Origin of the sequence: Paenibacillus sp. D2_2 (assembly GCF_031199965.1) — a bacterium.
In the GTDB taxonomy this organism is placed as follows: Bacteria; Bacillota; Bacilli; order Paenibacillales; family Paenibacillaceae; genus Fontibacillus.
Genome location: NZ_CP133605.1, coordinates 305,278 through 328,521 on the forward strand (window position 1 = coordinate 305,278; position 23,244 = coordinate 328,521).

Consider the following 23,244-nt stretch of genomic DNA (forward strand, 5'->3'; position numbering starts at 1 on the left):
AATAAGAGGAGGAGCAAAGGATGAAAAAAGGGGTAAAAGTAAGAAGCTTCGCATTGTTCATGGTCACAATTCTGGTGTTGGCCTCACTGATGGGCTGCTCGACTTCGACTAAAGACAATCCCTCAGCCTCGAATAACAAGGAAGGGACGGACGCAGGACCGGATTACTTGAATCCAGTTGGTGTATACCCGATTACGAAGGAAAAAATTACATTGACAGTGTTGGGCATGAAGGACCCTGGTGGTACCGACTGGAGCGAACTGGAGATATTCAAACGTTTGGCAGAGAAGACGAATATAGAACTGAAATTCGAGCTGGCGGAGGAAGATACCTTTAATGAGAAGAAGAATATCGCTCTCGTTGGTGGGGAATATCCTGATATCATCCTGAGAGGCGGGGAGAAGATCGATGAGGAGACTTATGGTCCTCAAGGAATTTTCCTTGATCTGACCGATCTGATCGATAAGTACGCACCGAACTTTAAGGCACTGCTCGACAAGAAACCAGTCGTTAAAGCCTCTGTCACCTCGATGGATGGGAAAATCTACGGCCTGCCTTACTATTTCAAGACGGCAACTACGCAAGGGCATCTCGGCTTCTTCGATTCTCAATGGATGAAGAATGTTGGGATCGAGACCCCTCCGACTACGACTGATGAGCTATATGAGATGCTGAAGGCATTTAAAGAGAAGGATGCCAATGGCAATGGAGACCCGAATGATGAAATTCCGTTCTCGGGCGTTGGTTTAACTGCATTTCAAAATCTGCTGATCCCTGCGTTTACCGGGATGACTGGCGGCATCGGCTTCGATGTGAACGATGCTGGTGAAGTAGTCTACGTTCCAGCGATGCCTGAGTATAAAGAGGCCCTGGCCTACACTAACAAGCTATATAAGGAGGGCTTGATTGATCGAGAGTTCTCCACCCAGACGTCTCAGCAGTGGCAAGCTAAAATAAAGGGTGGATTGGTTGGCGTATATAACGGTTCTCCGACCCTGCTCGATCCGGAGACGACCAAGACGGAGCAGCTTAGCCTAGTTCCGCTCACTTCACCGACAAATGATAAGCGAGTTGTTAAGACCCCGGATTATCTGTATACCAGCAGAGGTATAATTACAAATAAATGCAAATATCCAGAAGCGGCGATGCGATTGCTGGATATGTTCTATGCTACAGAGGAAAATGCGGTTGACGGATTTTATGGTAATACGGTCTTCCTCGGTTACGAGGAAGAGCAGTGGAAATATACAGACGATAGCAAAACGCATTATGAATGGATTGAGCCGACCACCGGATTTGCCGACATTAATAAGTCAGTTTCTGTGAATATGGGGTTGCCAGGATTGTTAGAGTTCCCTGCCATCCCTGCAAATTATCCTTTGATGGAAAACAAGGTCAATCAAGTGAACGAGAAACAGGTGCCTTATTATAGAGATGCGTATCCGGTTAACGCCCGCTTTACGGCGAAAGAGTCGGAGAGAGGGAACGTAATCGAGAATGACCTCTTCACCTATGTTAACATGATGACCACGAAGTTCATTATTGGCGAGGAAAGCCTGGATAACTTCAACAACTATCTTGCAACGCTAGATAAAATCGGGCTTCCAGAGCTGATAGAAATTAAGACGGCAGCACTACAAAGATGGAACGAAGCGATTAAATAAATTTGTGTTCCACCGAGCGAACGGAGGGGACTAGTGATCTATCACATCCATTCGATCAGGGATTTGATGGCATTGCCAGCGGGGGAGCTCCAGGCTGGTGATGCCGCCATCCTGCTTGGTTACGATCACCCGGGAGACATCGTTATGCAATTGCTATGGCAACCGGATTGTACGTACAGTCATAACGGAGGAACTATCATTGCGCCTGCGCTGAGTGTTGACAGGACAGAACTTTGCGGGCAGGAGGTAGCTGGAATGCTTCCCGGACAGGTAAGCGCCCAGCCCCCTCCCGGCCGGTGGCTGCTGCTTCATAACGGGATAGGCGACTTCCGTTATTTCGGTATCTTTGGCTCCGAGCACCCTGCTGACGAGGCGCTCGAAGCTATGGTTAACGATCCAGCGATCAAGCGTATTGATGCCTATACGGATTTACGCTTTAAGCAGCGTCACAAGTTTTACAGAAGCGAACTGGATTTGGACTTCCATAACTGTACGGTTACCGCAGACGGTATTCAGCAGGCGCAACACAATGATCCGTTCGGGGCTGTAATGCACTTCAGTGGCACACTCACGGAAGACATACAGCAGTTAACGCTGACAGCTCCCTTAAAAGAATTAGAGGATATGTTCGAGGTTAAGGATAGCGGCGCTTTTCAACTGTATGACTGGTGGGTCGTGTCTGTGAACCGGTTAACGGGCAGGGAAGAGAAAGAGATCGACAAGCTGCTGATGGTGACGGAGATTCTCGACGCGACACATGTGCGGTTTAACTACAAAATGGGTTGGGAGCTTGAGCAAGGGCGCGTTCTTACTTATCAGAAGGTAGAGCCTGTGCGGCGGGTGAATGTGCGCAATATGGTATTCTGGGGCAATGATGGTGGCGAAGAGCGGGGAGCACAGCCACTTGCGCTTGAATATGCGGTGGAGTGCAACGCTTCGGGGCTTCAGGCTTATCATACTTATTGGCCAGTCATTATGAGGAGGCACAATACGCATTATGTGACCGAGCGATGTTCACTTACGAATCCTGTTGAAGTCGTCGTAGGTGGTACCGGGTACTTGACGCAGCAAATTCATTGTCTATATGGAAAGGTACGTGATTGTACGACCAGTAACGCACGCCATCTTAACGACTTTACCGGGAGCGCGTACTGCATGGTTGAAAACTGTCATGGAGATGGAGATTATCATGGTGCTTTCGTAACTCACGGCCAGTTCGAGCATGATTTGACGTATATCGGAAACTCAGGCCTGATCTCTTTTGCCAACAGTGGTTCGCCATGGGGAGAGAGCGCTAGAAGAATCGCGGTTAAACGCCATTCCGGCTGCTGGATGATCGCACATGCGAAAGTGTCCGACCTAACGCTGGAGGACGTACATGTTGTGAAGACGCTGAACTACCCTCAATGCGGCACAATGTTGATCAACGCAGACGGCGTACAAATCCGCGGCTGTTCTGCGGATAAGCTTATTTTTACGCAGCGAAGTGTACGTTCGAGGCGTCCGAATATAGTTCAGGACTGTCACTTTACAGATGGGATCGAGACGGTTAGTCAGGGGGAGAATGCCGTAATATCCAACATCACGATCCGAGAGTAACGATAAGAAGGCGGTATCGCGAGAATCGAAATATAGCAAAACAGGACCTCAATTCCACGGAAATGTGGAGTTTGAGGTCCTGTTGTCTGTGTGCCCCCTTATGGTTCCTTACGGTAAGCTTCGTTCGCATCATTCCTGCATTTCTGCCGATAATCTCCCGGCGTCATGCCCTCATATTTCTTGAATAGGCGGGTGATGCCGACCTCGTTCGCATAGCCTAATTGCAGGGCGATCTCGCGTACGGGGAAATTGGTGGAGACGAGCAGTATTTTTGCTTTGCCCAGCTTGTGCTTGGCGATATAATCCTTGACGTTTTCGTGCTTATATTTTTTAAACACATTAGAAATATACTGCGGCGTCACTTCGAATTTCTGCGACAATTGATTCAAATCGAGCCAGTGCTCGCCAGCGTTCTCATCGATATAATCTGCGATTCGGTTGACGAGTTTTTCTGTTTTGCTGATCACTCGATTTTCCGATAGCTCGGCGATTTTATCGATCATGTCGATAAACCGTCGCCTTGCCACATCGATGGAGGAATTTTGGATCATTTGCTCAACGATCTGCTTATTGGACACGGGCTCCTCGTTCCGGGACAACAGGAAGAAATTCATCACCTTCAGCAGGGTGGAGGCTATCTCGTAGAGCAGCAATTTGGCTGCACCGACACCGATATTTTTGGACGTATTGATCTCAAAGATTGTATTTAGGAATTCCTTGGCTCCTACATATTGTCCTCTTTTCAGCAAATCAGCGAGTTGGTACTCTGTTTCCATTGAATAATAGTAGTCGAAATGCAGGTCACCTAAATCACCGAAGCAAACGGATTCATCCACATCCCGCAGTCTACTATATTCCATTGCCTTCTTTGCTTCGTCATAGCAATTTTGCAGGTTGATGAGTTCTGAATGTGGGTTACTGATGCCGAAATTCAGATTTAACCGATAATGTCTGGACGCAAATTGGATAAGGGCATCTGCTTGCTGCTTGGCCATCTTGATGGCTTCAGCAGGATCTGAATCCTCCTGCGGATTCAGCAGATAGATCGATTGATTGCGGCCCGCATCGAGAAAATAACAAATGAAATATTCGCTCATCAGCTCGCAGCCGACATTTTCCACGACGACACGTGTAAGGGACAGGCTCTTCTCGGATAAGTTGGCATGGTCCATAAAGAACGAACTGTCCATATCGATCTCCAGTGCTCCGATCAGAAACGTATCACTGGTAAAATGAATGCCAATCGAGGAAAGCTGCAGCGCCGCCTTATCGTAATCCGCCATCATTCCCCGGATCAAGTTGAGTAAATAATCACGCCGAACGATGGGGACTTGCTTCTCAATAACCTCATTCAGCTCTTTGCCGTTCTTGATTTGACTAAGGAGTGTATTTTTAATATTCTCATATTCATTCTGGCTATCGGCAGGTGTTTTTGCATGGGATTTTATCAAATCGTTGATTTCTTTTAGTGGTTTATAGCTGCGTCTGGCCAGGAAGCGAACGATGAATAGTCCTCCGACCAGGTAAACTAGAAATATGATGATAAAATTCATAAAGTACTTCGTGTTTTCTTGAAAGTAAAGACTTTTCGGCGTCGAAGAAATATAGATCCAGCCGTTTTTGTCCGACACGACCTTGTTTATAATTTCATGACGCGTGTTCGAGCCGTTAACTGTTAGGTCCACTTTCTGCATATCGAGTGCCGGTGCGTTGTCAGAACTGATGATTATGCGGTTATTTTCGTCCAGTATATAAATGTCTGAGTTCGTTACTTGATGCATTTGATTCACGAGGGTGAACATATTATGGGCATCGATGAGAAATATGACTTGTCCTGACGGTCTAGAGCTCGTCGTCATCGGAAATGACTGAATATAAGGCAGCACTTCAATGGTGTTGCTCTCGTATTGATTCATTTTCTGAATCGGCATGTATTCCTGAAAATGATTACCGTGCAAGTATTCCTCGGCAAAGGTAGCGTAATCCAAATCCGTAAACTCATACATAAGATGAAAAAACTTCTCGGCATCCATTTGTATATTGGGCGTAATAATCTCATCTCTAGCACTCATGTAGACAAAGTAGTCGAACAGGAGCTCACGGGGCTTACGTTTGCTCGCCATATCCTTCATTAGCTCGGTATTGCTGTCGGTCGCACCCTTGGCTGCCAGATCTAATTTTTTATTAAATACAATTTCATTGCTCAGCTCTTTAATATAGAATAGATCATCTTCAATTCTGATCTTCATTTGATTCAACAGAGTCACGGTGGAGAGCTCGGTTTGCTTCGTAATTCGCTGGTTAATCTCTGCATAATAGATGAATGCGCTGGACAGCGTCAGGATCAGAATTGCAATATAAGACAAAAGAAAGATGGCATAGACGCTATTTTTCTTTTTGAGTCTTGGCTTGTACGATGCGAACAATGGCTCACTCCCTTGTGGTAATAATAACCATGTACTTATTTTTAAGCGTAACATGTAATTAAAGCGTTTTCAAAGGATCTACAAATATTTTTTGTACATGTATGATACAAATACGAGGTCTTCATCGTTACATCCCATGAAGAGCGAGAGGGAGTGAGAGAGTGGACGCATTTTTGGAAATATATGATCGTTATTTTGACGATTTGTATCGATATGTCCTGTTCCGGGTCGGCAATCGTTGGGATGCAGACGATCTGGTTAGCGATATTTTCCGCAAAGTGCTGGAGTACAGCTGTAAGAACGGGGGACGATCCCGGAATATGACCGGGCCTGGTTATTTGCGATCGCACATAATCGGATTGTCGATCATTATCGTCGCAAGAAGGAGGCGACTTACGGCGTTGATCTGGAACGAAGCGGCTACGAACATATTAAGGAGATGTTCAAGGAGACGTCAGTTCAGAACGAATGCCTAGAGGAAGCACTGATCCAGTTGGAGCAGGGTGATCGGGAGATGGTGCATCTGAAGTATATGATTGGCTTTGCCTATCAGGAGATGAGTCGGATGCTGGACAAGACGGAAGGGTGGCTGCGTACGCGCATGCACCGGATACGGAAGAAACTTGCGGTTGACATTGATCGCTGTCTGGAGGAGGGATGATTCATGTCTGAACAGAATCCGAAGTGGGTGGATGACTTGAGAAAGGTTCACGAGCGATTGAAAGTCGACGAGATGTTCAAGGCCGAGTTGCGGAGTACCCTCATTGAGGAAGGGCAGAAGTATCCGAAGCCGAGGCGTTCGCAAGACAAATGGAAGCGGAAATACTTAGCTTGGGGCGCTGCAGCAGCGGTGGTTGCTACAGTTGTGCTGCTCTGGAATCTACTCCCCGGCCAGACCGTGCCGCGCGTTAACGCCGCAGATTTGAAGCTGAAGCTACAGTTCAATACGGTACAGCAGCTCGGACAGGAGACGAGTGTAGCTGTGGCGATGGGTCAGGACACGGCTTATTACGCCGTGCCTAAGCAGGGTGTCTATCGTCAGCAAGGACTTACGTATGAACAGATCGTGACGGGGATGTCTCGGCTATTGCGCTCTCTCCGGACGGAAAGCAGCTCGCTTATGTAGAGGATCGCAAGCTTCATATCTGGGATGCAGATACGAGGCAGACGAAGCTGGCTGTAGAAGCTCCTGTTCCGCTGAGTCAGCCGGCTTGGTCGCATGACGGGAAGCAGCTCGCTTATGTACGGCATGATCCGGCCACGGATACAGTCTGGGAGACACAGCTCTCATCCGGTGAGCAGCGATATCTGGCCAAGGGCAGTTCTCCCTCCTATTATTCGAATGGAAAACAGATTCTGTATGCGAAGCAGGAACGGATTTACACGTTGGATCTGAAATCCGGCACAGAGAAGCTTTGGGGTGATGGATATTCACCAGAGATCTCCCCGGATGGCAAGTATGTGCTCTATGTGCGGAAGGATGGCGATGACCTGAAGCTTGAGGATGCCTGGATCGCCGATTTGGATCGTCAGACGGAGCAGAAGATTACGCGTAACCGCCCTATGGATGCCTGGGAGAATGGTCAGCCGAAGGAAGGGGCGCTTCAGCCTTCATATAACCTGGAAGGTCTCGCTTGGAGCACCGATGGCCAGAGTGTAGCCATGTATCAGGTGACACAGACCAATGCGGTATGGAGGCAGCTTGTTCGGTATACACTGGCGGAGCAGGAAGCAAAGCCGGAAGAGGTAGTGGGCCAGGCAATAGAGGCGCTCATTTATCGAGATGAACGACATGCTCATGAGTATTTCAGTTATGATCCCGGTTATTTGAAAGGGACATCTCCGCGTCAGGTTAGCTATACAATCGTGAATACAAAGGCTGAAGCGGACGGTAAGACGACGGTGACTGCAAAAATAGATTATTCCTATTTCGATTCGTACTATGCGGTGGAGACTTATCAGTTCACACTCTCAAGAGGAAGTGACGGGTATTTAATCGACAACATGGAGGGGACCGATAGCATCCACATTACGGCATGGAATGATGAATTTGTGACGACAGTGGATGATCAGCGTGATCAATTGATCTTCCGCCCGATCAAGTCCCGGTTGACAGTGGTTGGACGAATGTCGGATATGGAAATATCGTCTACCGTGAGTCGGATAGCGGTCGACAGATCTGGTTCCTGGTTAAGCAGCAGCAGGGTGATCTCCATCGGATGCACCTGATGCGTTATGATTGGGATAAGGGAGTGTTCCATTCATTAGGCATTCTTGATGGAGTGGCTGAGTCCTCGATGATGATTATCGATGAAGCTAAGCAGTGGGCTGCGATCGATGTTACACTAGGCGAAGACAATTATGACGTTGCAGTGCTACCACTAACGGCTACAGACTCCTCTCCAGTTTATCTGTCAGCCAAACTGCAGGGGCTGGAAAATTATCAGACTATAAATACTCGCTTATGGAAGGGAAACAATCTTAGTTTCTATGTGGAATGGAACGGGCGCGATGTGTTTTTTGATTACAAAGAATAACTGATGTACAATATGGGAGATTCTTCCGTTACGGAGGAATCTTTTTTGTTTAGAATAGAAGATAGTATCGACATGAATTCAACATAGAAGCTAGGAGAGGGTTACGATGTTCCTGATGAAGCGAAGTTTGTTTGCCAAAATCCTGCTAAGTATGCTGATAACGACCACGGTTCCTCTTTTGATATCCAACTATTTGTCTTATCAAATTATTGGGCGCTCGGTGAAAGAGCAATTGGTGCAGCTTAACCAGAGTTCGATGGCCATTAAGATGTCGAGCATCACGAAGTATATTCACGACGTTTCGGCCCTCCCCTATACCTATTATGGAGATCCTCAATTAATGAGGCTCTTGTCCAAGGAAGAGTTGCAGACACCAGCAGAATCTGTATATATTAAGCAAAAAATTGAATCGAATTATGCCAGCTATCAGGAAGTCAGATCGATTATTTACAAGAGCGCTCTGACCAACAAGCAGTTCACGATCAAGTCTGATCTGAATGAACGCATACCGATGCCCGATTATACGCTGGATGGAATAGGAGGCAACGAAGATTCATTTCATCAGGAGTATTCGGTCGTGCAATATAATGGTGAGCGAAGACTGCGGATTAATAAGGACTTAATAGATACGTCGAACCAGGAACTGCTCGGCATGACGACGTTGATCGTCAGAGACACCGCATTGAAGCAATTGATTAATCCATTAGCGACGACGGAAGAAGACAGCCGGACATATATTTTCTTGCAGGACAATCTGCAGCTTCTATTCGCAACACCCGGTCCGATACCGGAACAGATTGGATCGATCGGCTACGCGTGGAGTCAGGGGCCATCAAAGGGCTGATCAACGATTCTAAAGGAATCTATATTTACTACAGAGATGATGCCTACAACCTTCCGATTACCTTGGTCAAATTCATTCCCCAATCGGTCATTGACCAAGCGGGGAAGCAGGCGCTGAATAAATCATTTACGATCCAATTGATTGTAACCGTTTTTATTACGATTATGGCAGGGGTTATATCGTACTTCATTTTGTTCCGAGTCAAGCGGATTCTTAGACATATCAAAAATATTCGGATGGGTAACTTCGATATTCAAATTGAGCCTACAAGCTCCGATGAGCTTGGTGTTCTGGAGGACAAGTTCCAGGATATGACCAAGCAGCTAGATATTCTATGGAACCAGCAATACCGCTATCAGTTAGAGGTCTCGACGGCTCGCTTGAAAATGCTACAGGCCCAGATTAATCCTCATTTTCTGTTTAATACACTGCAGTCGATCGGCTCGCTCGCGATCAAGAAGAATGTACCGGAAGTCAGCGATAAACTGGCTGAGCTCGGAGCGATGTTCCGTTACAGCATGGATATCGATACGGAAGAGGTTAGATTGCAGGACGAGCTCGATCACTTGAATCATTATATCTCCTTGCAGCTCGGGCGGTTTCAGAACCGAATTCAATTTACCCAGAAATGTGCCGAAGAGGCCCTTGATGTCCTTATTCCGAAAATGGTCTTGCAGCCACTGATTGAGAACAGCATCGTCCATGGGATCGAGAAGGGGGAGGGTATCGGTGAGATTAACCTTGAAATTGAAGCTGCTGAGAAATTGCTAATCCGTGTGATCGATGACGGACGCGGCTTCACTGAGGAGACGATTCGGGAAATACGCAATCTGTACGGGGAGTCGATGATCGATCGTGAACCTCGCACGCGGATTGGTCTGATCAACGTATTCAAACGTCTGCAATTATATTTTAGCGAAGGCTTTGCCTGGACCATTGAGAGTGAGCCATTTGTAAGGACTATCGTAACTTTGGAAATCCCATATTGCCCGCAAAAAGGAGCATGATGATGATGAAAGTATTGATCGTGGATGATGAACAGCATGTTAGAGAAAGTGTTGAACTATCTATCAATTGGTCGAAATACGATATAACCGAAATTTATATGGCCGGGGATGGGGCCGAGGCACTGGAGATTGTTCGGCGAGAAGCCCCGGAGCTAATTATTTGCGATATGAGCATGCCTCGGATGGACGGGATCGCCTTTCTGGAGGTTCTTCGGGAAGAAGGCTGGGATTCTAAAGTCATTGTATTAAGTGGTTATCAGGAATTTCGGTATACCAGAGCTACCTTACTGGCGAACGGGTTTGATTATTTGCTGAAGCCATTCAAAATAGATGACCTGGATAAGACCATATCCAGAGCCGTCAAATCGATCGAGGAAACCAAGCAGAATGAGAGCGAGGCGCTGAGAAAGAACCATCAGGTTCATGAGGCGAATACGCTGCTGAGCGAACAGAAAATGGTGACGTATCTGCAGAGTGAGGTTACGAACCATGAAGGTGTTCGTCAACTGCTGACGGAGGCAGGTTTTCCTTTAGACCACTTTTACGTCCTCTTGTTCTTGCCGCGGAACGGGGCTGTGGTGGTCGATCACAATTTTATGGGGGATGAGGCGTTATTCCAATTCTCCGTCAGGAACATTATAAGAGATATTCTTAGGCCGCTAACGCACTACTATGTCTTCCGCTTGGACGCCTTCCTCTGTCTCTTGACCGTGGGGGATGTGTCGGTAGCGGAGATGGAACATTACCGTAAGAAGCTGGCGGGGTCCTGGTTGAACACGATCAGAATTGAGACGCTCTCAGGGTTCCAAAGGAAAAAGTACAGCTATACGGACATCCTGGCTGGTGTAAAAGAAGCGAAGACGGAGATTCTGAAGTCCAATATTCTAGGCGATCAGCAAATTATTGTCGATCTGCCGAAGATTCCTACTTTCATGGATAAAGAATTATTAGTGCTCGAAGCTCTAAAAAAACAAGATAAAGAATATTTGGAGGAATTGATTCGTTCCTTTGTACAGGAATTGAGGGACCTAGGTTATTTGTCATTAAAGGAGCTTCAACATTATACGATCGAAGTCAATTTACTAATTATGCGCGTCTCCCGTCAGTTAGATCAGGAACTGCATATTGAACCGCTATCGTTATGGATCAGTGATCTGGTGGAATGGGAAAAAGCTCTGACACATCTTTTCTGGTTAATGATTGAGTCGGAGGGGGATAACTTATCTTCGCTTCGGAGCATAGATGCGATCCGGCACTATATTGAATCCAATATTGGTGAAGATATTAGTCTGACTTCTCTGGCGGACAGGTTCTACTTTAGTCCTCAATATATTGCCAAGAAGTTCAAGGAAACTTATGATACGACGATCATGAATTATCTCACCGGGTTGCGGATGGATAAGGCGAAGTCTCTGCTTAGCTATTCGGATATTAGCATTGTCGAGATATCTCGAATCGTAGGATACGAGGATGATAATTATTTTGGCAAGGTGTTCAGGAAGCATGTTGGCCAATCTCCTACGCAATATCGGAAGCAGCAGGACCTATAATCCGTCTACTGGATTAGATTCATATTTTACCTATTCAGGCGAAGATATCACCTATTTGATGCGATAGGGTTCGAAATATAATTGAGGCATAAGCAGTTAGAGAGCAATAGTCTGAAACCGTTGTCATTTCAGGCCGATGATTCTCACTATTGCTACAGTTAGCACAATTTATCTAACGGGGCGAAAGTATATGAGAAAGACTAGAAAAGCTTTGGGGTTACTCGTAATGGCTGCATTGATCATTTCTCTCGTAGCTTGCGGCGGCAAGACAAGCAATAATTCCGCGGCGAATACAGGTTCCAATTCTTCTGGAAAAGGGGATGCCGGAACTTCGGAAAAACTGCCTAAAATCTCGCTTTTCCAAAGTAAAGTAGAAATCGCTGAAGCATTGGAAGGGTTAGCGAATAAATACAAAGAAGAAACCGGAAATGAAATCGAAGTATGGGGCTCCGCTGGCGATGCCTACATTACGCAGCTGCAAGCTAAGCTGGCAGCCAAGGAAGGTCCTACAATCTTTACTGTAGCAAGCGGGGCGGAAGCAGAGAAATTCAAATCATACTACTATGACATGAGCAATGAGAGCTATGTGAAGAACATCGCTCCAAATATGGCACTGGAATCAGACGGTAAAGTGGTTGGTGTTCCAGTAGGCGTTGAAGGATTTGGTCTGGTCTATAACAAGAGCCTGGTCGATCCGAAGGACGTAACGGACCTCGATTCCTTTACGAAGACGTTGCAAAACCTGAAGGCTGAAGGAATTAACGGCTTGAGCCTTTCTCAGGAGGCATATTTCCTGATCGGGCATATTCTGAATACTCCATTCGCACTGCAAGCAGATCCGCAAGATTTCATTGATAAGCTGAACAAAGGCGAAGTGAAGATGGCCGACACGAAGGAGTTCCAAGAGTTCGCCAAGTTCATGGAAGCGATCAAGGAATATTCAGTGAATCCGATGGAAGTAACCTATGATACGCAAATGGGAGACCTGGCAACAGGCAAGACAGCGATGGTGCACCAAGGTAACTGGAGTTACGGCATGCTGGCTGATTATGACGGCCTCGATGTCGGAATGATGGCATTGCCGATTGCAGGCAACAAGAAGCTCTCCGTTGACATTCCAAGTGGCTGGGTCATCAACAATGGAGCAAGCGCTGATGAGATCAAGGCTGCTAATGCATTCCTGGATTGGATGTACAACAGTGAGACAGGCAAGAACACGATCGTTAATGAATTTAAATTTATTCCAGCTATGACCAATATCGATGCTGACTCTTTGGACCCGTTGTCACAGGCTGTATTCGAGGCAACGAAGAGCGGCAATACGATTCCGTGGGCAATGAATTACTTCCCGCAAGGCAGTATTGTAAATGACTTGGCACCAGCAACCTCTGAATTCTTCCTCGACCCTAATCAGACGAGCGAGCAGTTTTTGCAGAATCTCGATGCTGCATGGGCCAAAGCTGTTAAATAACAGAATTTGAACATCCAGGATACAACACTAAAGCCTAGCCTATATTTCCTAGTGTTAGGCTTTTGTGTTTTATTCTCCCCGCTTCATCCTTAAATCGTACTGGAGAGGGAGTGTATTAATTGAAAAGAAAAGACAATCTGTGGTTCGGATTGTTTACGATGCCTTTGTTCATTATTTTTACAACCGTCGTAATCATTCCATTTATTATAGGTATCGCTTATTCATTTATTAGCTGGGACGGTATTCCGGCGAACCCTAAGGTTTTTGTCGGTCTAGATAATTACACGGCTATTTTTCACGATCAGCGGTTCTTCTCTTCCGCGGGCCATACACTCAAATTTACATTACTAGCTCTTATTTGCGTTAACACGTTAGGCTTAGTATTTTCGCTGTTTGTAACGAATGGACTGCGTACGAGTAAGCTTGCCCGGACTTTCTTCTTTATGCCGAACCTGATTGGCGGCTTAATTCTGGGTTACATTTGGAAGTTTATTTTTACGGATGCATTCAAGTTTCTTGGCAGCAAGACTGGGATGGAGGGAATCTTCTTCAACTGGCTCATCAATCCGGATTTTGCTCTATACGCTCTCGTGATTGTATTTACCTGGCAGATGGCCGGATATACGATGATTATCTATATTGCGGGTATACAGGGGATTCCGGATGAACTGCTGGAGGCGGCCAAGGTGGATGGAGCGAATTTGTGGCACAGATTGACTAAGATTACTTTCCCATTGCTAATGCCGTCCTTCACAATCTGCTTCTTCATGACATTGTCGGGTGCGTTTAAAATTTACGATGTAAACCTGTCATTAACGAATGGTGGGCCGGTTCACTCCACAGAAATGTTTGCGATGAACATCTTCAATGAAATATTCGGTTATGGCCGATACGGGCTTGGCCAGGCCAAAGCGATTCTGTTCTTCCTTGTCGTAGCTCTTGTAACGTTGACACAGGTGATCATTACGAAGAAGAAGGAGGTGCAGATGTAATGAGACGAACAGGCAGAGCGATTTCTTCCATTATGCTGGCACTTCTTGCATTAATGTTCTTATCACCAATTTATATTATGATCGTCAACTCTTTCAAGACGAGGGCGGAATTGTACGATAATGCCCTGACATTGCCGCAGTCTTTCAGCTTTCAATATTTTGAAGCGGCGATGAAGAAGATGAACTTCTTAACTGTCTTGGGGAACTCTACATTTGTCACCGTAGTTACCGTTATTTTTGTCATTGTATTATCCTCCATGACAGCGTGGATGCTCGTTAGAACGAATAACAAGCTGAGTCAATTTATGTTCATGGCTTTTATTTCTACGATGCTAATTCCTTTTCAGACACTGATGATGCCGCTCATGCAAGTTATGGACTGGATCCGTACGTATCTTCATATCCCGATGCTGAATACGCATGGCGGCTTGATCTTTATGAATATTGGCTTCCATGCCAGTATTGCTGTGTTTCTGTATCACGGGTTCATCAAGTCGATCCCGATTGCACTTGAGGAAGCAGCGACGTTAGACGGATGCAGTAAGTTCGGGGTGTTCTGGAGAATTGTGTTCCCGATGCTGAAGACGATTACCATTACGGTAGCGATATTGGATGTCATCAGTACATGGAATGACTACCTGCTTCCATCATTGACTCTCTCTGACAAAGGGTTACGAACAATCCAACTGTCGACGTTCTATTTCTTCGGTGAGTTCACCATCGTATGGAATCAGGCGATGGCCGGTCTGACCTTGACCATTATCCCTGTCGTGATTTTCTATGCGGTCGCCCAGAAATATATTATTAAGGGAATTGCAGAAGGAGCCGTGAAGTAATCCGAAGTAGAGGAATGATTCGCGCTAAATCTGTTAACGATGGAATAAGTGTGGGATATTACTGTTGGAGAGGAAGGGGGATGGGTATGAGTAATTTGTTCATTATAGGCAACGGATTTGATCTTGCTCACGGAATGAAAACATCGTACGAAGATTTTCACCAGTATCTGAAAGATACTTACCCGGATGCTTCCTTCTCCAGCTATGTCATACCTGATGCTAAGTTAATGCCTGATGGCAGCGAGAATTACGATGATTTTGATGTCGTAGGTTTGTTATTAGAGGTCATATCCGATGTTGAGCCGCATGGCGACAGGTGGAGTGATCTGGAGACATTGCTTGGTTTTCTGGATCTGGATGAATATCTTAATAACCGAATTGAAGACGACGATGATAACGGCGGGGATAGAGTTTATAGTCATCAGGATTTAACGGTTAACCTCGTTGGAGCCATATTAGAGATTAAAGATTATTTCTCCGAATGGGTTGGAAAGATTGATATCTATAGTAGGTCTCCCAAAAGTGACTTTATGAAACTAATAGATCAGGATAATGACTTATTCTTGACTTTTAACTATACGAGAACATTAGAACTACTGTACCAAGCCAAAAATATTTGCCATATCCATGGCGAGCAAGGCGGAAAATTGTTGTTCGGCCATGGTAACGAGAATGATTATACGGAAGAGTATATGAAGCGACATATGGGCTCTGAAGATCTAAGACAAACGATGCTAAATCAACTTAGAAAGAATACAGAGGCTGCTATTCAAGGAAAACAGGACTTTTTTAATAACATTGCAAAATCGGTTGATAAAATATACTCCTTCGGATTCTCATTTTCCAAAATTGATGAAGTATACATTATGGAGATTTGCAGCAAATTACCCACCGCTCATGTGACATGGTATTTAAATGATTACGATGATATTTCAAAACGTACCGAATATACAAAAGTGATTAAATCCTGTGGTTTCGAAGGGACATTCGATACTTATCATATATCATGAGTGGTCCATTAAGGGCAGGAGACAGATGCCAGCGCTTCATTCGTAATCTGTTCAATATCGACAGGAGATTGTGATCCCTCGCGAACCAAATCGGGCAAAATATCGTTAAGAAAATAATCGACGCAATGTAGCTTGATCTTTTTAATTTTGATTAGCGCGCTACGGTACATCGTAACAAATTCTTTCTCCGTATTTCCGCGCTGCAGCTCTGAGAAGGCTTCATAGATCTGATCCATTTTATCGGCAACCTCAAGGATTTGCCCTTCTACGGAATCGTCTTTGCCTTCGCGCAGTTGTCTACGAAAGATATGTTGAAACTCCTCAGGAATATGCTCGTCAATGAAATGAGCGACCATTCCTTCTTCAACCTGTTGCAGCATGGCCCGAAGCTCTAGCGAATAGTGTTTCACGGGCGTCTTGATGTCCCCGATAAATATTTCCCCATAATCATGACTGCTAGTTATTTCATATAGCTTCTTCCAGTCCACTGTGACCCCGTTGCTCTCTTCAATATCCGCCAATGTCTTGGCATACTGAACGACCTTCCAGGAATGGGCCGAGACGCTATGCTCTTGAAATTTGAATCTTCCCGGGCAGCGAATGATCCGCTCTAAATCCGTTAGCGATTGGAAGTACGTATGGATTCCCATATATTTTGCATTCCTTTCTTCGAATAGTGTGCTGTACGTACAGTATATATCTGGTTTGTTAATGGATCGTTAACTTGAAATAGAAGTTTATAGATAGTATTTTCTAAATGTAAAGGAGCAGGCCGCTTTAGTCAGCGGTGTTGCTTCTTTTTGTTCATTTATAGAGGAGAGTGTTGAGATTTTTTCAACAATGTTGAGGTGGCCATGCACATGTCTCAACGCTCCGCAATAATATATCCATGTAACGACTACAACATATGGGAAGTGATAAGTGAATGAGCGAAGTGCAATCGGGTGTAGCTCCTTCAGAGGAAAGTCAATCAGACATAAGTATTTCCTTTCGAGAGAAGGCGACCAAAGGCAAGGTGGGATTTAAAAGAAAGCTGTGGCTGTTCTGGGCACTTCTTGGACCAGGTATTATTTCTTCACTGTCTAACAATGATGCCGGAGGCATGATCAGTTATACGATGACTGGAGCTGTGTTTGGCATAAGCTTCTTCCTCCCGTTATTGTTTCTGCTCGCGCCGATTGACTATAACATGCAGGAGATGTCGATGCGTCTAGGGGCGGTCACCAAGACCGAATACAGGGAACTGCTGCTTCGTTATTTCGGGAAGTTCTGGCATTACACCAGTGTAGCAGCCTTAGGGCTGGCAAATTTGATGTACATTATAACCGAGTTTGTGGGAATGACGGCTGGACTGACCCTTATGGGGCTGCCGTTATGGTTAGCTGATCTCATCAGTTTTGCCTTTGTCAGTTTTGTAATGTTCTTTATGGGATATTGGTCTAAGGAGCGATTAGGGATATTGGTTGGCGTAGTCAATGTCGTATTCATCATCGTCGCCTTCATGACTCATCCCGATCCTGCTGAGATCGGTAAAGTATTTACCAGCTGGCCGAGTATAACATGGGACCTAAAATCAGATGGGATGCTGATATTTATCCTAGCGACCATCGGAAATGCCATCGCTCCATTTATGCTGTATTACAACAACAACACGACGCTAGACAAAGGGTTAACGCGCAAGGATTTGCGGTTAGGACGTATCGATATTGCCCTCGGCTCTTTGCTTCAGCCGATCTTTGCGGCGGCCGTTATGATCTGCGGTGCTGCGCTTATGGGCCATGTGGCTAATATCGACGACTCCAATCCGGCGGATTTGATTACCGCATTCGTGCCGGTTACCGGTCGCATAGGTAGCATTTTGTTCGCCTTGGGATTGTTTAATGCCGGTTGGCTCGCTGCCATTACGATCTCCTTTTCTTCAGCCTATACCGTTGCCGGAGCCTTTGGTTGGAAGAGGAGCCAGAATAATAAGATATCGGAGGCACCGAAGTTTTATGGTCTCTACTTTGGCTGTCTGTTACTAGGAGCTGTAGTTATATTAATTCCGGACTTACCGCTCAGTATGCTGGCCGTCTTTACGCAGATTTTTGCGACCATGTTGTTTGTTCCGGATTTGATCTTCCTAGTTCTGCTTACCAACAATCGAAAGGTTATGGGGGAATACGCCAACTCAGGATGGAAACGCCTGCTTGGATGGGGAATCGTATCACTTTATTCGGCGGTGTCGGTGGTAACGATTATTTTAACATTAAACGGAACTATGTCTTAAACATGAAGAAAGTTATCAATTTCATAAGGAGAGGTGAAGAGGTAATGTATTATTATTGCATCGTGTGTCAGAGTCTTCATGATGATAGGTATACGGCGGGGGAAATTTTCAAGAGGGGATATTTTATTGATGATACAGGTACGGGAACCAAGTTTCATCTTGGAATGTGTGATCCGATCGTAAAAGGAGAACATTTACACATAAGAAGAGATTGCGCATTGGAGACGGGAGATCGTTGGATGCCCATTTATGAGTTAATCAAACCTGACCGGGAGTTCGGAGGGGCAATCAGCGCAATAAAAGAGACGGCCGCTTGGTCGGGGTGATGGGGATGGGAACCTAACCGACATAATAATACGATGAGGATTAAAGAAAAACCAACATCATAATACGGGGCTGTCCCAAAAGGGATAGCTCCTTCTTGTTACATAACGACTGGTAAGGATCGAGTTTGCGTTTAGACCGGTATATAATAGGTTTGTACATAAATACGGCTAATAATTGAGCTGTCCTGTTCAAACGAACAATCATTATAGGGAAGTGATATATATGTGGCTCCTATTCGCTTTTGGTTCGGCGTTATTTGCAGGTATGACGTCTATTCTTGCCAAAATCGGAATCAAGAACACGGATTCAAACCTGGCCACGGCGCTGCGGACGATCGTTGTCCTACTGTTCTCCTGGCTTATGGTTTTCATTGTCGGCTCACAGCATACGATAGATACAATAACCTCACGCACACTTCTGTTTCTAGTCTTATCCGGCGCAGCTACCGGTGCTTCCTGGCTATGTTATTTTAGAGCACTACAACTCGGAACGGTGAATCAGGTGACTCCGGTCGATAAGAGCAGCACGATCCTGACGATTCTTCTGGCTTTTATGTTCCTTGGGGAAGTACCTACGATATTTATGGGTATCGGGATTGTCTTGCTTGCACTGGGGACATTTTTGATGATCCAGAAGAAGGCGGATTCTGCGGAATCCACGGGCACAAAGCGAAGAAGCTGGTTGATCTATGCGCTGCTGTCCGCCATCTTCGCTGCTTTGACCTCGATCCTTGGCAAGATCGGCATTCAAGATATCGAATCCAATCTGGGCACGGCCATTCGTACCGTTGTTGTGTTGGTCATCGCTTGGGGATTGTATTTTTCCAGAAGAAGCATACACAAATGAAGGAGATCGACAAGAAAAGCTGGCTGTTCATAGGGCTGTCGGGCTTGGCGACCAGGTCTGTCCTGGCTTTGCTACTATCGTGCACTGCAGGCTGGTAAGGCCAGCCTGGTGGTACCGATCGATAAGCTGAGTATTGTCGTTACAGTTATATTTTCTTATCTAGTTCTTAGGGAGAAGCTTTCTGTCAAAGCCTTCATTGGCTTATTGTTCGTAGTTGGCGGTACACTGCTGCTGCTGTTCTAGATTAGGCCAAGTTAATAAAGCATAAGAGGACACCCGGAGGGGTGTCCTTTTTTTGTTAAATGCAGTGTATTCTCTCTCCAGTCTCCGCCGATCGCTCTATAGCAGTGATCAATCGATGCAAATATGCGGCATAGTGAAAGTCGGGAGTTTCCTTGTTATTTAGCAGGATGTCTTTAGCGAAGGTTTGGTGAGCCCGGAATACATTGGTGAAGGGGGACTCATTCGTGTCCTCCATGATAACGGCGAAGTCATTCGATTGACTTGTGATAATCGACCTTGTTGAATCGTATTTCACCAGAGAGATACTTAGACCGCCGTATTGCGGATGGCCAATGGAGCAATTTTGGTACAGCCGTATAATGCCTCGTTCCCCCTGAATTTCCAGCATGAATTGAGGATAAGCTCCGCCCTGTAGATGGATGGAGATAGGAATGTCACGGTTGATTTTGCCTTGGATAAGATACTGATCTTCTATGTTTTTGTTGATGGTATGATCCTGATCCGTAATGTGAGCTTTGGTGTAGTGTGTATGGCGACTGGCCTGAACCTCGGTAAAATGACCGAACAGGTAGCTCACAATATCCAAGGCATGCCCACCGTTGATTGTCAGTAATGTCGCTCCATTGTTGCGTTCCAAAATATAGCTACTTCCAGAGTCTACCCAGTTGCCCTTGGCCTGTGTCGAAGACTTCACATTAACGGCTAAAATCTTGCCAATCTCTTGTTGATCGATTATCTCCTTGACCTTGCTTACTTCGTCGGCTTGGCGTGACTGTAATCCGATAGCATGCCGGACCGAAATGCCGTTGATCTGTGCCATAATCCCGTCGACTTCGCTTGTCGTGACGGCCAGAGGCCATTCACAGTAAATATGCTTATTGGCACGGATCGCATTAAGCACGATTTCGTGGTGATAAGGGGCTTTCACGCTGACAATAACCATGTCGACATCGCAGGATTCGAGCATTTTAGTGTAATCGTCATACGCGCTGACATTTCCAATCTGATTTGCCGCTTCCTGGGCCGAAGTCATATTTGTAGTCGCTATTGCTGTTATTTCATGCAGCTCACTTTGGAGCAGAGCCGGATATGCGTTGAACTGGCCCACCGGTTTCGAATCGATCCTCCGATAATGCCTGTTTTTATTTTCTTCATCCTATAACCTCCCTGTCTTTAGCAGTAGTATAATATTGCTGTGATATTAAAAATAATGTATATATTTAATCTATATATCAGAAAAAATGATACGTAAGGGATGAGGTCTGTTGGATATTGAGAATATGAAGGCGTTCATCACGGTCGCAGAGCACGGAAGCATATCGTCTGCTGCGCAGGAGCTGCATCAGTTGCAATCCAATATGACGGCCAAGATCAAGAAGATCGAGAGCGAATTTGATTCAGAACTATTCTATAGAAGACCCAGAGGGATGGAGTTAAATGAAGAGGGTAAGAAGCTCTATGCCCAATTCAAGAAGATCGTATTGTTGTGGGAAGAGACCCGGAGCATGATGAGCCAGGAGAGTCCGGCGCTGAGAATCGGCCTTATGGTGAGTAAAAATCCACCTAATTTCAATCAAGCGATGGGAGCATTATATGAGAAGTATAAGCATCTGACGGTAACGATCAGGACCGGAAATACGCAAAAGATCGAGAATGAGATTACCGATGGAATGATCGACGTAGGCTTTCTAGTTGGAAAAACGGATGCGAAGGGGCTTCATTACAAGAAGTACGGAACTGAGAGATTAGTATTAATCGGTAGAAATATCGATAAACCACTGGATAAGATTCTGGAGAGCGAGAATCTGATTATTTCCTCTAGCAATTGTTATTACAAGAAGGTGTTCGATCAATTGCAAGAGGATCATCAAGTAACGCGCACAGATTTTGTGGAAATTGCCGCTTTGGAGTCCTTGGTTAGTATGTGCCAGCTGGGCATGGGGGTAAGTCTTATCCCCGAGTCTGACACGGCCGTGCTAGGAATCAGAGATTATCGGGTGATTGATCATCCCGCTTGTGAGCTCGAGAAATTTATCTGTTATAGAGTGAGCCATAAAATTACCGGAATTGAGCAGCAGCTCATGAATATGATTGTAACTGCTGATTAACAGCGGGCGGGGCAGGGGTGGAGAGTACCACCGAGGAGCGAAGGTTCTATAGTTGACGGCGATCCTTGGGCCTGATTTTGCCCTACCTATGCTGAAGACTGACAATTTTTCGGCCCAAAGGAGAAATTCCTGCAAAAATGCAGTTTTTTATCGGGATACCGCTCCACATCTCGGAAATTCCTGCAAATATGCATCTTTTTCTCCCGTTCCAGCTCAATTTCGAAGAAAAGAACAAAAAAGCCTGCATATTTGGTCATACCCCTGTCAAGTAGACATATAAAAAAAGCTAAGCTGCTAGCGCGCACCGGTACTCAATCGGTGCGCGTTGTTTCAATTTGGCTTGAAAACGGTGATAGTTGTAGAAATAAATATAATCTTCTACTGCTTGCTGAATTTCTGCTCCTGATCTACACTGTTTAATATACAGCTTCTCTGTTTTGAGATGCGAAAAGAAGGATTCGATGCATGCGTTATCCAGGCAGGTTGCTTTGCGAGAGTGGCTGCCTTTAACGCCGAGTGCTTCTAATTGCGTGTTGTATGCCTGAGACGTGTATTGGAAGCCCTGATCCGAATGGAGCACGGCTTCCGAAACGTCTCTTTCTTTGCCCATTCTTTTACTGTATCTAGTACGAGTTCAACATCGTTACGTTCTGACAAATTCCAGGCGACAATCTCGTTGTTAAATAAATCTTGGATGACGGATAAATAATAAAATTTCTTTCCGTCGGAAATATAGGTAATGTCAGTGACCATTTTTTGCTGCGGTGCTGTAGCATGGAATTGGCGCTTTAAGCGATTGGGATAGACAACAGAAGGCGTATAATTGGACTGTTTTCGCTTTCTCCGTATCACCGATTGGATCGATAATTCACTCATGATCCTCGATACTTTTTTATGATTCACCTTGTAACCGGCTTCCCATAAGGCGGTCATCATGCGCGGGTAGCCAAACTCTGGGTGTGCAAAATGGATAGCCATCATATGTTCTTTAATTCCATGATCCTTGTCTCGCCTTGCCTCACGCTCAGGGTTTGTGGCTCGCCATTTGTAATAACTGGCTCTTGGTATTCCTGCAATGGTTAGCAAACGTGTAATGCCGTGAGAGCCGCGTAGTTCTTCCACTATTTTATAGTTCTCTTGCTGGCTGGGGGCTTCTCCTTTACTAGATTTGGATACCGCTTTTTTAAATAATCTACCTGTGCTTTCAGGTAATCTCGCTCTTCTTCGACACTTCCAAACGACGTACGTGGACGTCCCTTCAGTGGATTTACTTCACCTTTACTCTTACCAAGTGACTCACCGTTTTTCCACTTCTTCACCCAAACCTTTAGCTGCGAACAATTACGAATTCCCTCTCGTTCGGCCACTACCTTGTAACTTGCAGAGCCTTTCAAATAAGCTTGGACTGCCTTTAATTTGAATTCTTCAGTATATGTGTTGAATGTTTGTCCCTTTCTAGCCATAAAATATCCCCTCCAAGTGTCACTCCAACCTCCATCTTAACATGGAGGTTTT

Annotated in this window: 24 protein-coding genes and 1 pseudogene; 19 read left to right on the plus strand and 6 right to left on the minus strand. The window is 45.5% G+C overall.

Annotated elements, in window-relative coordinates; all coding sequences use genetic code 11:
• The first annotated feature begins 20 nt into the window (after window positions 1-20).
• On the plus strand, window positions 21-1,664 hold the full coding sequence (locus RE628_RS01525) for an extracellular solute-binding protein (RefSeq protein WP_309157078.1): 1,644 nt from the start codon (window positions 21-23) through the stop codon (window positions 1,662-1,664).
• 33 nt (window positions 1,665-1,697) lie between these two features.
• The gene (locus RE628_RS01530; protein WP_309157079.1) at window positions 1,698-3,263 is read left to right on the plus strand and encodes a hypothetical protein; all 1,566 of its coding nucleotides are present in this window, start codon (window positions 1,698-1,700) and stop codon (window positions 3,261-3,263) included.
• Window positions 3,264-3,361: 98 nt separating this feature from the next.
• Here RE628_RS01530 and RE628_RS01535 read toward each other — a convergent pair whose 3' ends face one another.
• Window positions 3,362-5,689, minus strand: a complete 2,328-nt coding sequence (locus tag RE628_RS01535) for a helix-turn-helix domain-containing protein (RefSeq protein WP_309157080.1) — start codon at window positions 5,687-5,689, stop codon at window positions 3,362-3,364.
• A gap of 161 nt (window positions 5,690-5,850) precedes the next feature.
• Between RE628_RS01535 and RE628_RS01540 the strand changes: the two genes are divergently transcribed.
• From RE628_RS01540 to RE628_RS01595, 12 genes are all read left to right on the plus strand, one after another.
• Window positions 5,851-6,165, plus strand: coding sequence for an RNA polymerase sigma factor (locus tag RE628_RS01540; RefSeq protein ID WP_309157081.1), 315 nt, complete (start codon window positions 5,851-5,853; stop codon window positions 6,163-6,165).
• Window positions 6,048-6,350, plus strand: coding sequence for a sigma factor-like helix-turn-helix DNA-binding protein (locus RE628_RS01545; RefSeq protein WP_309159329.1), 303 nt, complete (start codon window positions 6,048-6,050; stop codon window positions 6,348-6,350). Before RE628_RS01540 ends, RE628_RS01545 begins: the two co-directional genes overlap by 118 nt.
• 3 nt (window positions 6,351-6,353) lie before the next feature.
• On the plus strand, window positions 6,354-6,815 hold the full coding sequence (locus tag RE628_RS01550; RefSeq protein ID WP_309157082.1) for a hypothetical protein: 462 nt from the start codon (window positions 6,354-6,356) through the stop codon (window positions 6,813-6,815).
• Between the two features lie 260 nt (window positions 6,816-7,075).
• Complete coding sequence (locus RE628_RS01555; RefSeq protein ID WP_309157083.1) at window positions 7,076-7,918, plus strand: TolB-like translocation protein; 843 nt, start codon at window positions 7,076-7,078, stop codon at window positions 7,916-7,918.
• Complete coding sequence (locus tag RE628_RS01560; RefSeq protein ID WP_309157084.1) at window positions 7,918-8,226, plus strand: hypothetical protein; 309 nt, start codon at window positions 7,918-7,920, stop codon at window positions 8,224-8,226. The genes RE628_RS01555 and RE628_RS01560 overlap by 1 nt, the downstream gene beginning before the upstream one ends.
• A 106-nt stretch (window positions 8,227-8,332) precedes the next feature.
• The gene (locus tag RE628_RS01565; protein ID WP_309157085.1) at window positions 8,333-9,070 is read left to right on the plus strand and encodes a hypothetical protein; all 738 of its coding nucleotides are present in this window, start codon (window positions 8,333-8,335) and stop codon (window positions 9,068-9,070) included.
• Complete coding sequence (locus RE628_RS01570) at window positions 9,043-10,077, plus strand: sensor histidine kinase (RefSeq protein WP_309157086.1); 1,035 nt, start codon at window positions 9,043-9,045, stop codon at window positions 10,075-10,077. The genes RE628_RS01565 and RE628_RS01570 overlap by 28 nt, the downstream gene beginning before the upstream one ends.
• Window positions 10,074-11,627 carry a response regulator gene (locus tag RE628_RS01575; protein ID WP_309157087.1) on the plus strand — a complete coding sequence of 518 codons (1,554 nt, stop codon included), beginning with the start codon at window positions 10,074-10,076 and terminating at the stop codon, window positions 11,625-11,627. Before RE628_RS01570 ends, RE628_RS01575 begins: the two co-directional genes overlap by 4 nt.
• A 190-nt stretch (window positions 11,628-11,817) precedes the next feature.
• A complete protein-coding gene (locus RE628_RS01580) occupies window positions 11,818-13,098 on the plus strand; it encodes an extracellular solute-binding protein (protein ID WP_309157088.1) in 1,281 nt (426 codons plus the stop codon).
• Between the two features lie 158 nt (window positions 13,099-13,256).
• A complete protein-coding gene (locus RE628_RS01585; protein WP_309159330.1) occupies window positions 13,257-14,090 on the plus strand; it encodes a carbohydrate ABC transporter permease in 834 nt (277 codons plus the stop codon).
• Window positions 14,090-14,926: a carbohydrate ABC transporter permease gene (locus RE628_RS01590; protein WP_309157089.1), complete on the plus strand. Its 837-nt coding sequence runs from the start codon at window positions 14,090-14,092 to the stop codon at window positions 14,924-14,926. The genes RE628_RS01585 and RE628_RS01590 overlap by 1 nt, the downstream gene beginning before the upstream one ends.
• A gap of 86 nt (window positions 14,927-15,012) precedes the next feature.
• Window positions 15,013-15,936, plus strand: a complete 924-nt coding sequence (locus RE628_RS01595) for a bacteriophage abortive infection AbiH family protein (RefSeq protein WP_309157090.1) — start codon at window positions 15,013-15,015, stop codon at window positions 15,934-15,936.
• Window positions 15,937-15,944: 8 nt separating this feature from the next.
• On the opposite strand, the gene RE628_RS01600 is transcribed toward RE628_RS01595, so the two are convergent.
• Entirely contained in the window at window positions 15,945-16,586 is a 642-nt protein-coding gene (locus tag RE628_RS01600) for an HD domain-containing protein (protein ID WP_309157091.1), read from the minus strand.
• A gap of 275 nt (window positions 16,587-16,861) precedes the next feature.
• Here RE628_RS01600 and RE628_RS01605 point away from each other — a divergent pair, with 275 nt between their 5' ends.
• The 4 genes from RE628_RS01605 (at window position 16,862) to RE628_RS01620 (ending at window position 19,621) form a co-directional block, all read left to right on the plus strand.
• The gene (locus RE628_RS01605) at window positions 16,862-18,205 is read left to right on the plus strand and encodes an NRAMP family divalent metal transporter (protein WP_309157092.1); all 1,344 of its coding nucleotides are present in this window, start codon (window positions 16,862-16,864) and stop codon (window positions 18,203-18,205) included.
• Between the two features lie 44 nt (window positions 18,206-18,249).
• A complete protein-coding gene (locus tag RE628_RS01610; protein ID WP_309157093.1) occupies window positions 18,250-18,531 on the plus strand; it encodes a DUF3973 domain-containing protein in 282 nt (93 codons plus the stop codon).
• 223 nt (window positions 18,532-18,754) lie between these two features.
• Entirely contained in the window at window positions 18,755-19,378 is a 624-nt protein-coding gene (locus RE628_RS01615) for an EamA family transporter (RefSeq protein ID WP_309157094.1), read from the plus strand.
• Between the two features lie 108 nt (window positions 19,379-19,486).
• Window positions 19,487-19,621: an EamA family transporter gene (locus tag RE628_RS01620; RefSeq protein WP_375143029.1), complete on the plus strand. Its 135-nt coding sequence runs from the start codon at window positions 19,487-19,489 to the stop codon at window positions 19,619-19,621.
• 55 nt (window positions 19,622-19,676) lie between these two features.
• On the opposite strand, the gene RE628_RS01625 is transcribed toward RE628_RS01620, so the two are convergent.
• Window positions 19,677-20,729 (minus strand): Gfo/Idh/MocA family protein, encoded by a 1,053-nt coding sequence (locus RE628_RS01625; RefSeq protein WP_309157095.1) that lies wholly within the window; start codon window positions 20,727-20,729, stop codon window positions 19,677-19,679.
• Between the two features lie 157 nt (window positions 20,730-20,886).
• Here RE628_RS01625 and RE628_RS01630 point away from each other — a divergent pair, with 157 nt between their 5' ends.
• Complete coding sequence (locus tag RE628_RS01630) at window positions 20,887-21,729, plus strand: LysR family transcriptional regulator (RefSeq protein WP_309157096.1); 843 nt, start codon at window positions 20,887-20,889, stop codon at window positions 21,727-21,729.
• 286 nt (window positions 21,730-22,015) lie between these two features.
• Here the strand turns inward: RE628_RS01630 and RE628_RS29415 are convergent, their stop codons facing one another.
• The 3 genes and pseudogenes from RE628_RS29415 to RE628_RS29425 form a co-directional block, all read right to left on the minus strand.
• Window positions 22,016-22,339 (minus strand): IS3 family transposase, encoded by a 324-nt coding sequence (locus RE628_RS29415; protein WP_375142946.1) that lies wholly within the window; start codon window positions 22,337-22,339, stop codon window positions 22,016-22,018.
• Window positions 22,252-22,863, minus strand: a pseudogene (locus RE628_RS29420) (IS3 family transposase); the annotation flags it as partial. The pseudogene RE628_RS29420 and the gene RE628_RS29415, both read right to left, overlap by 88 nt.
• The gene (locus RE628_RS29425) at window positions 22,851-23,192 is read right to left on the minus strand and encodes a transposase (protein ID WP_375143030.1); all 342 of its coding nucleotides are present in this window, start codon (window positions 23,190-23,192) and stop codon (window positions 22,851-22,853) included. The pseudogene RE628_RS29420 and the gene RE628_RS29425, both read right to left, overlap by 13 nt.
• Window positions 23,193-23,244: the final 52 nt, after the last annotated feature.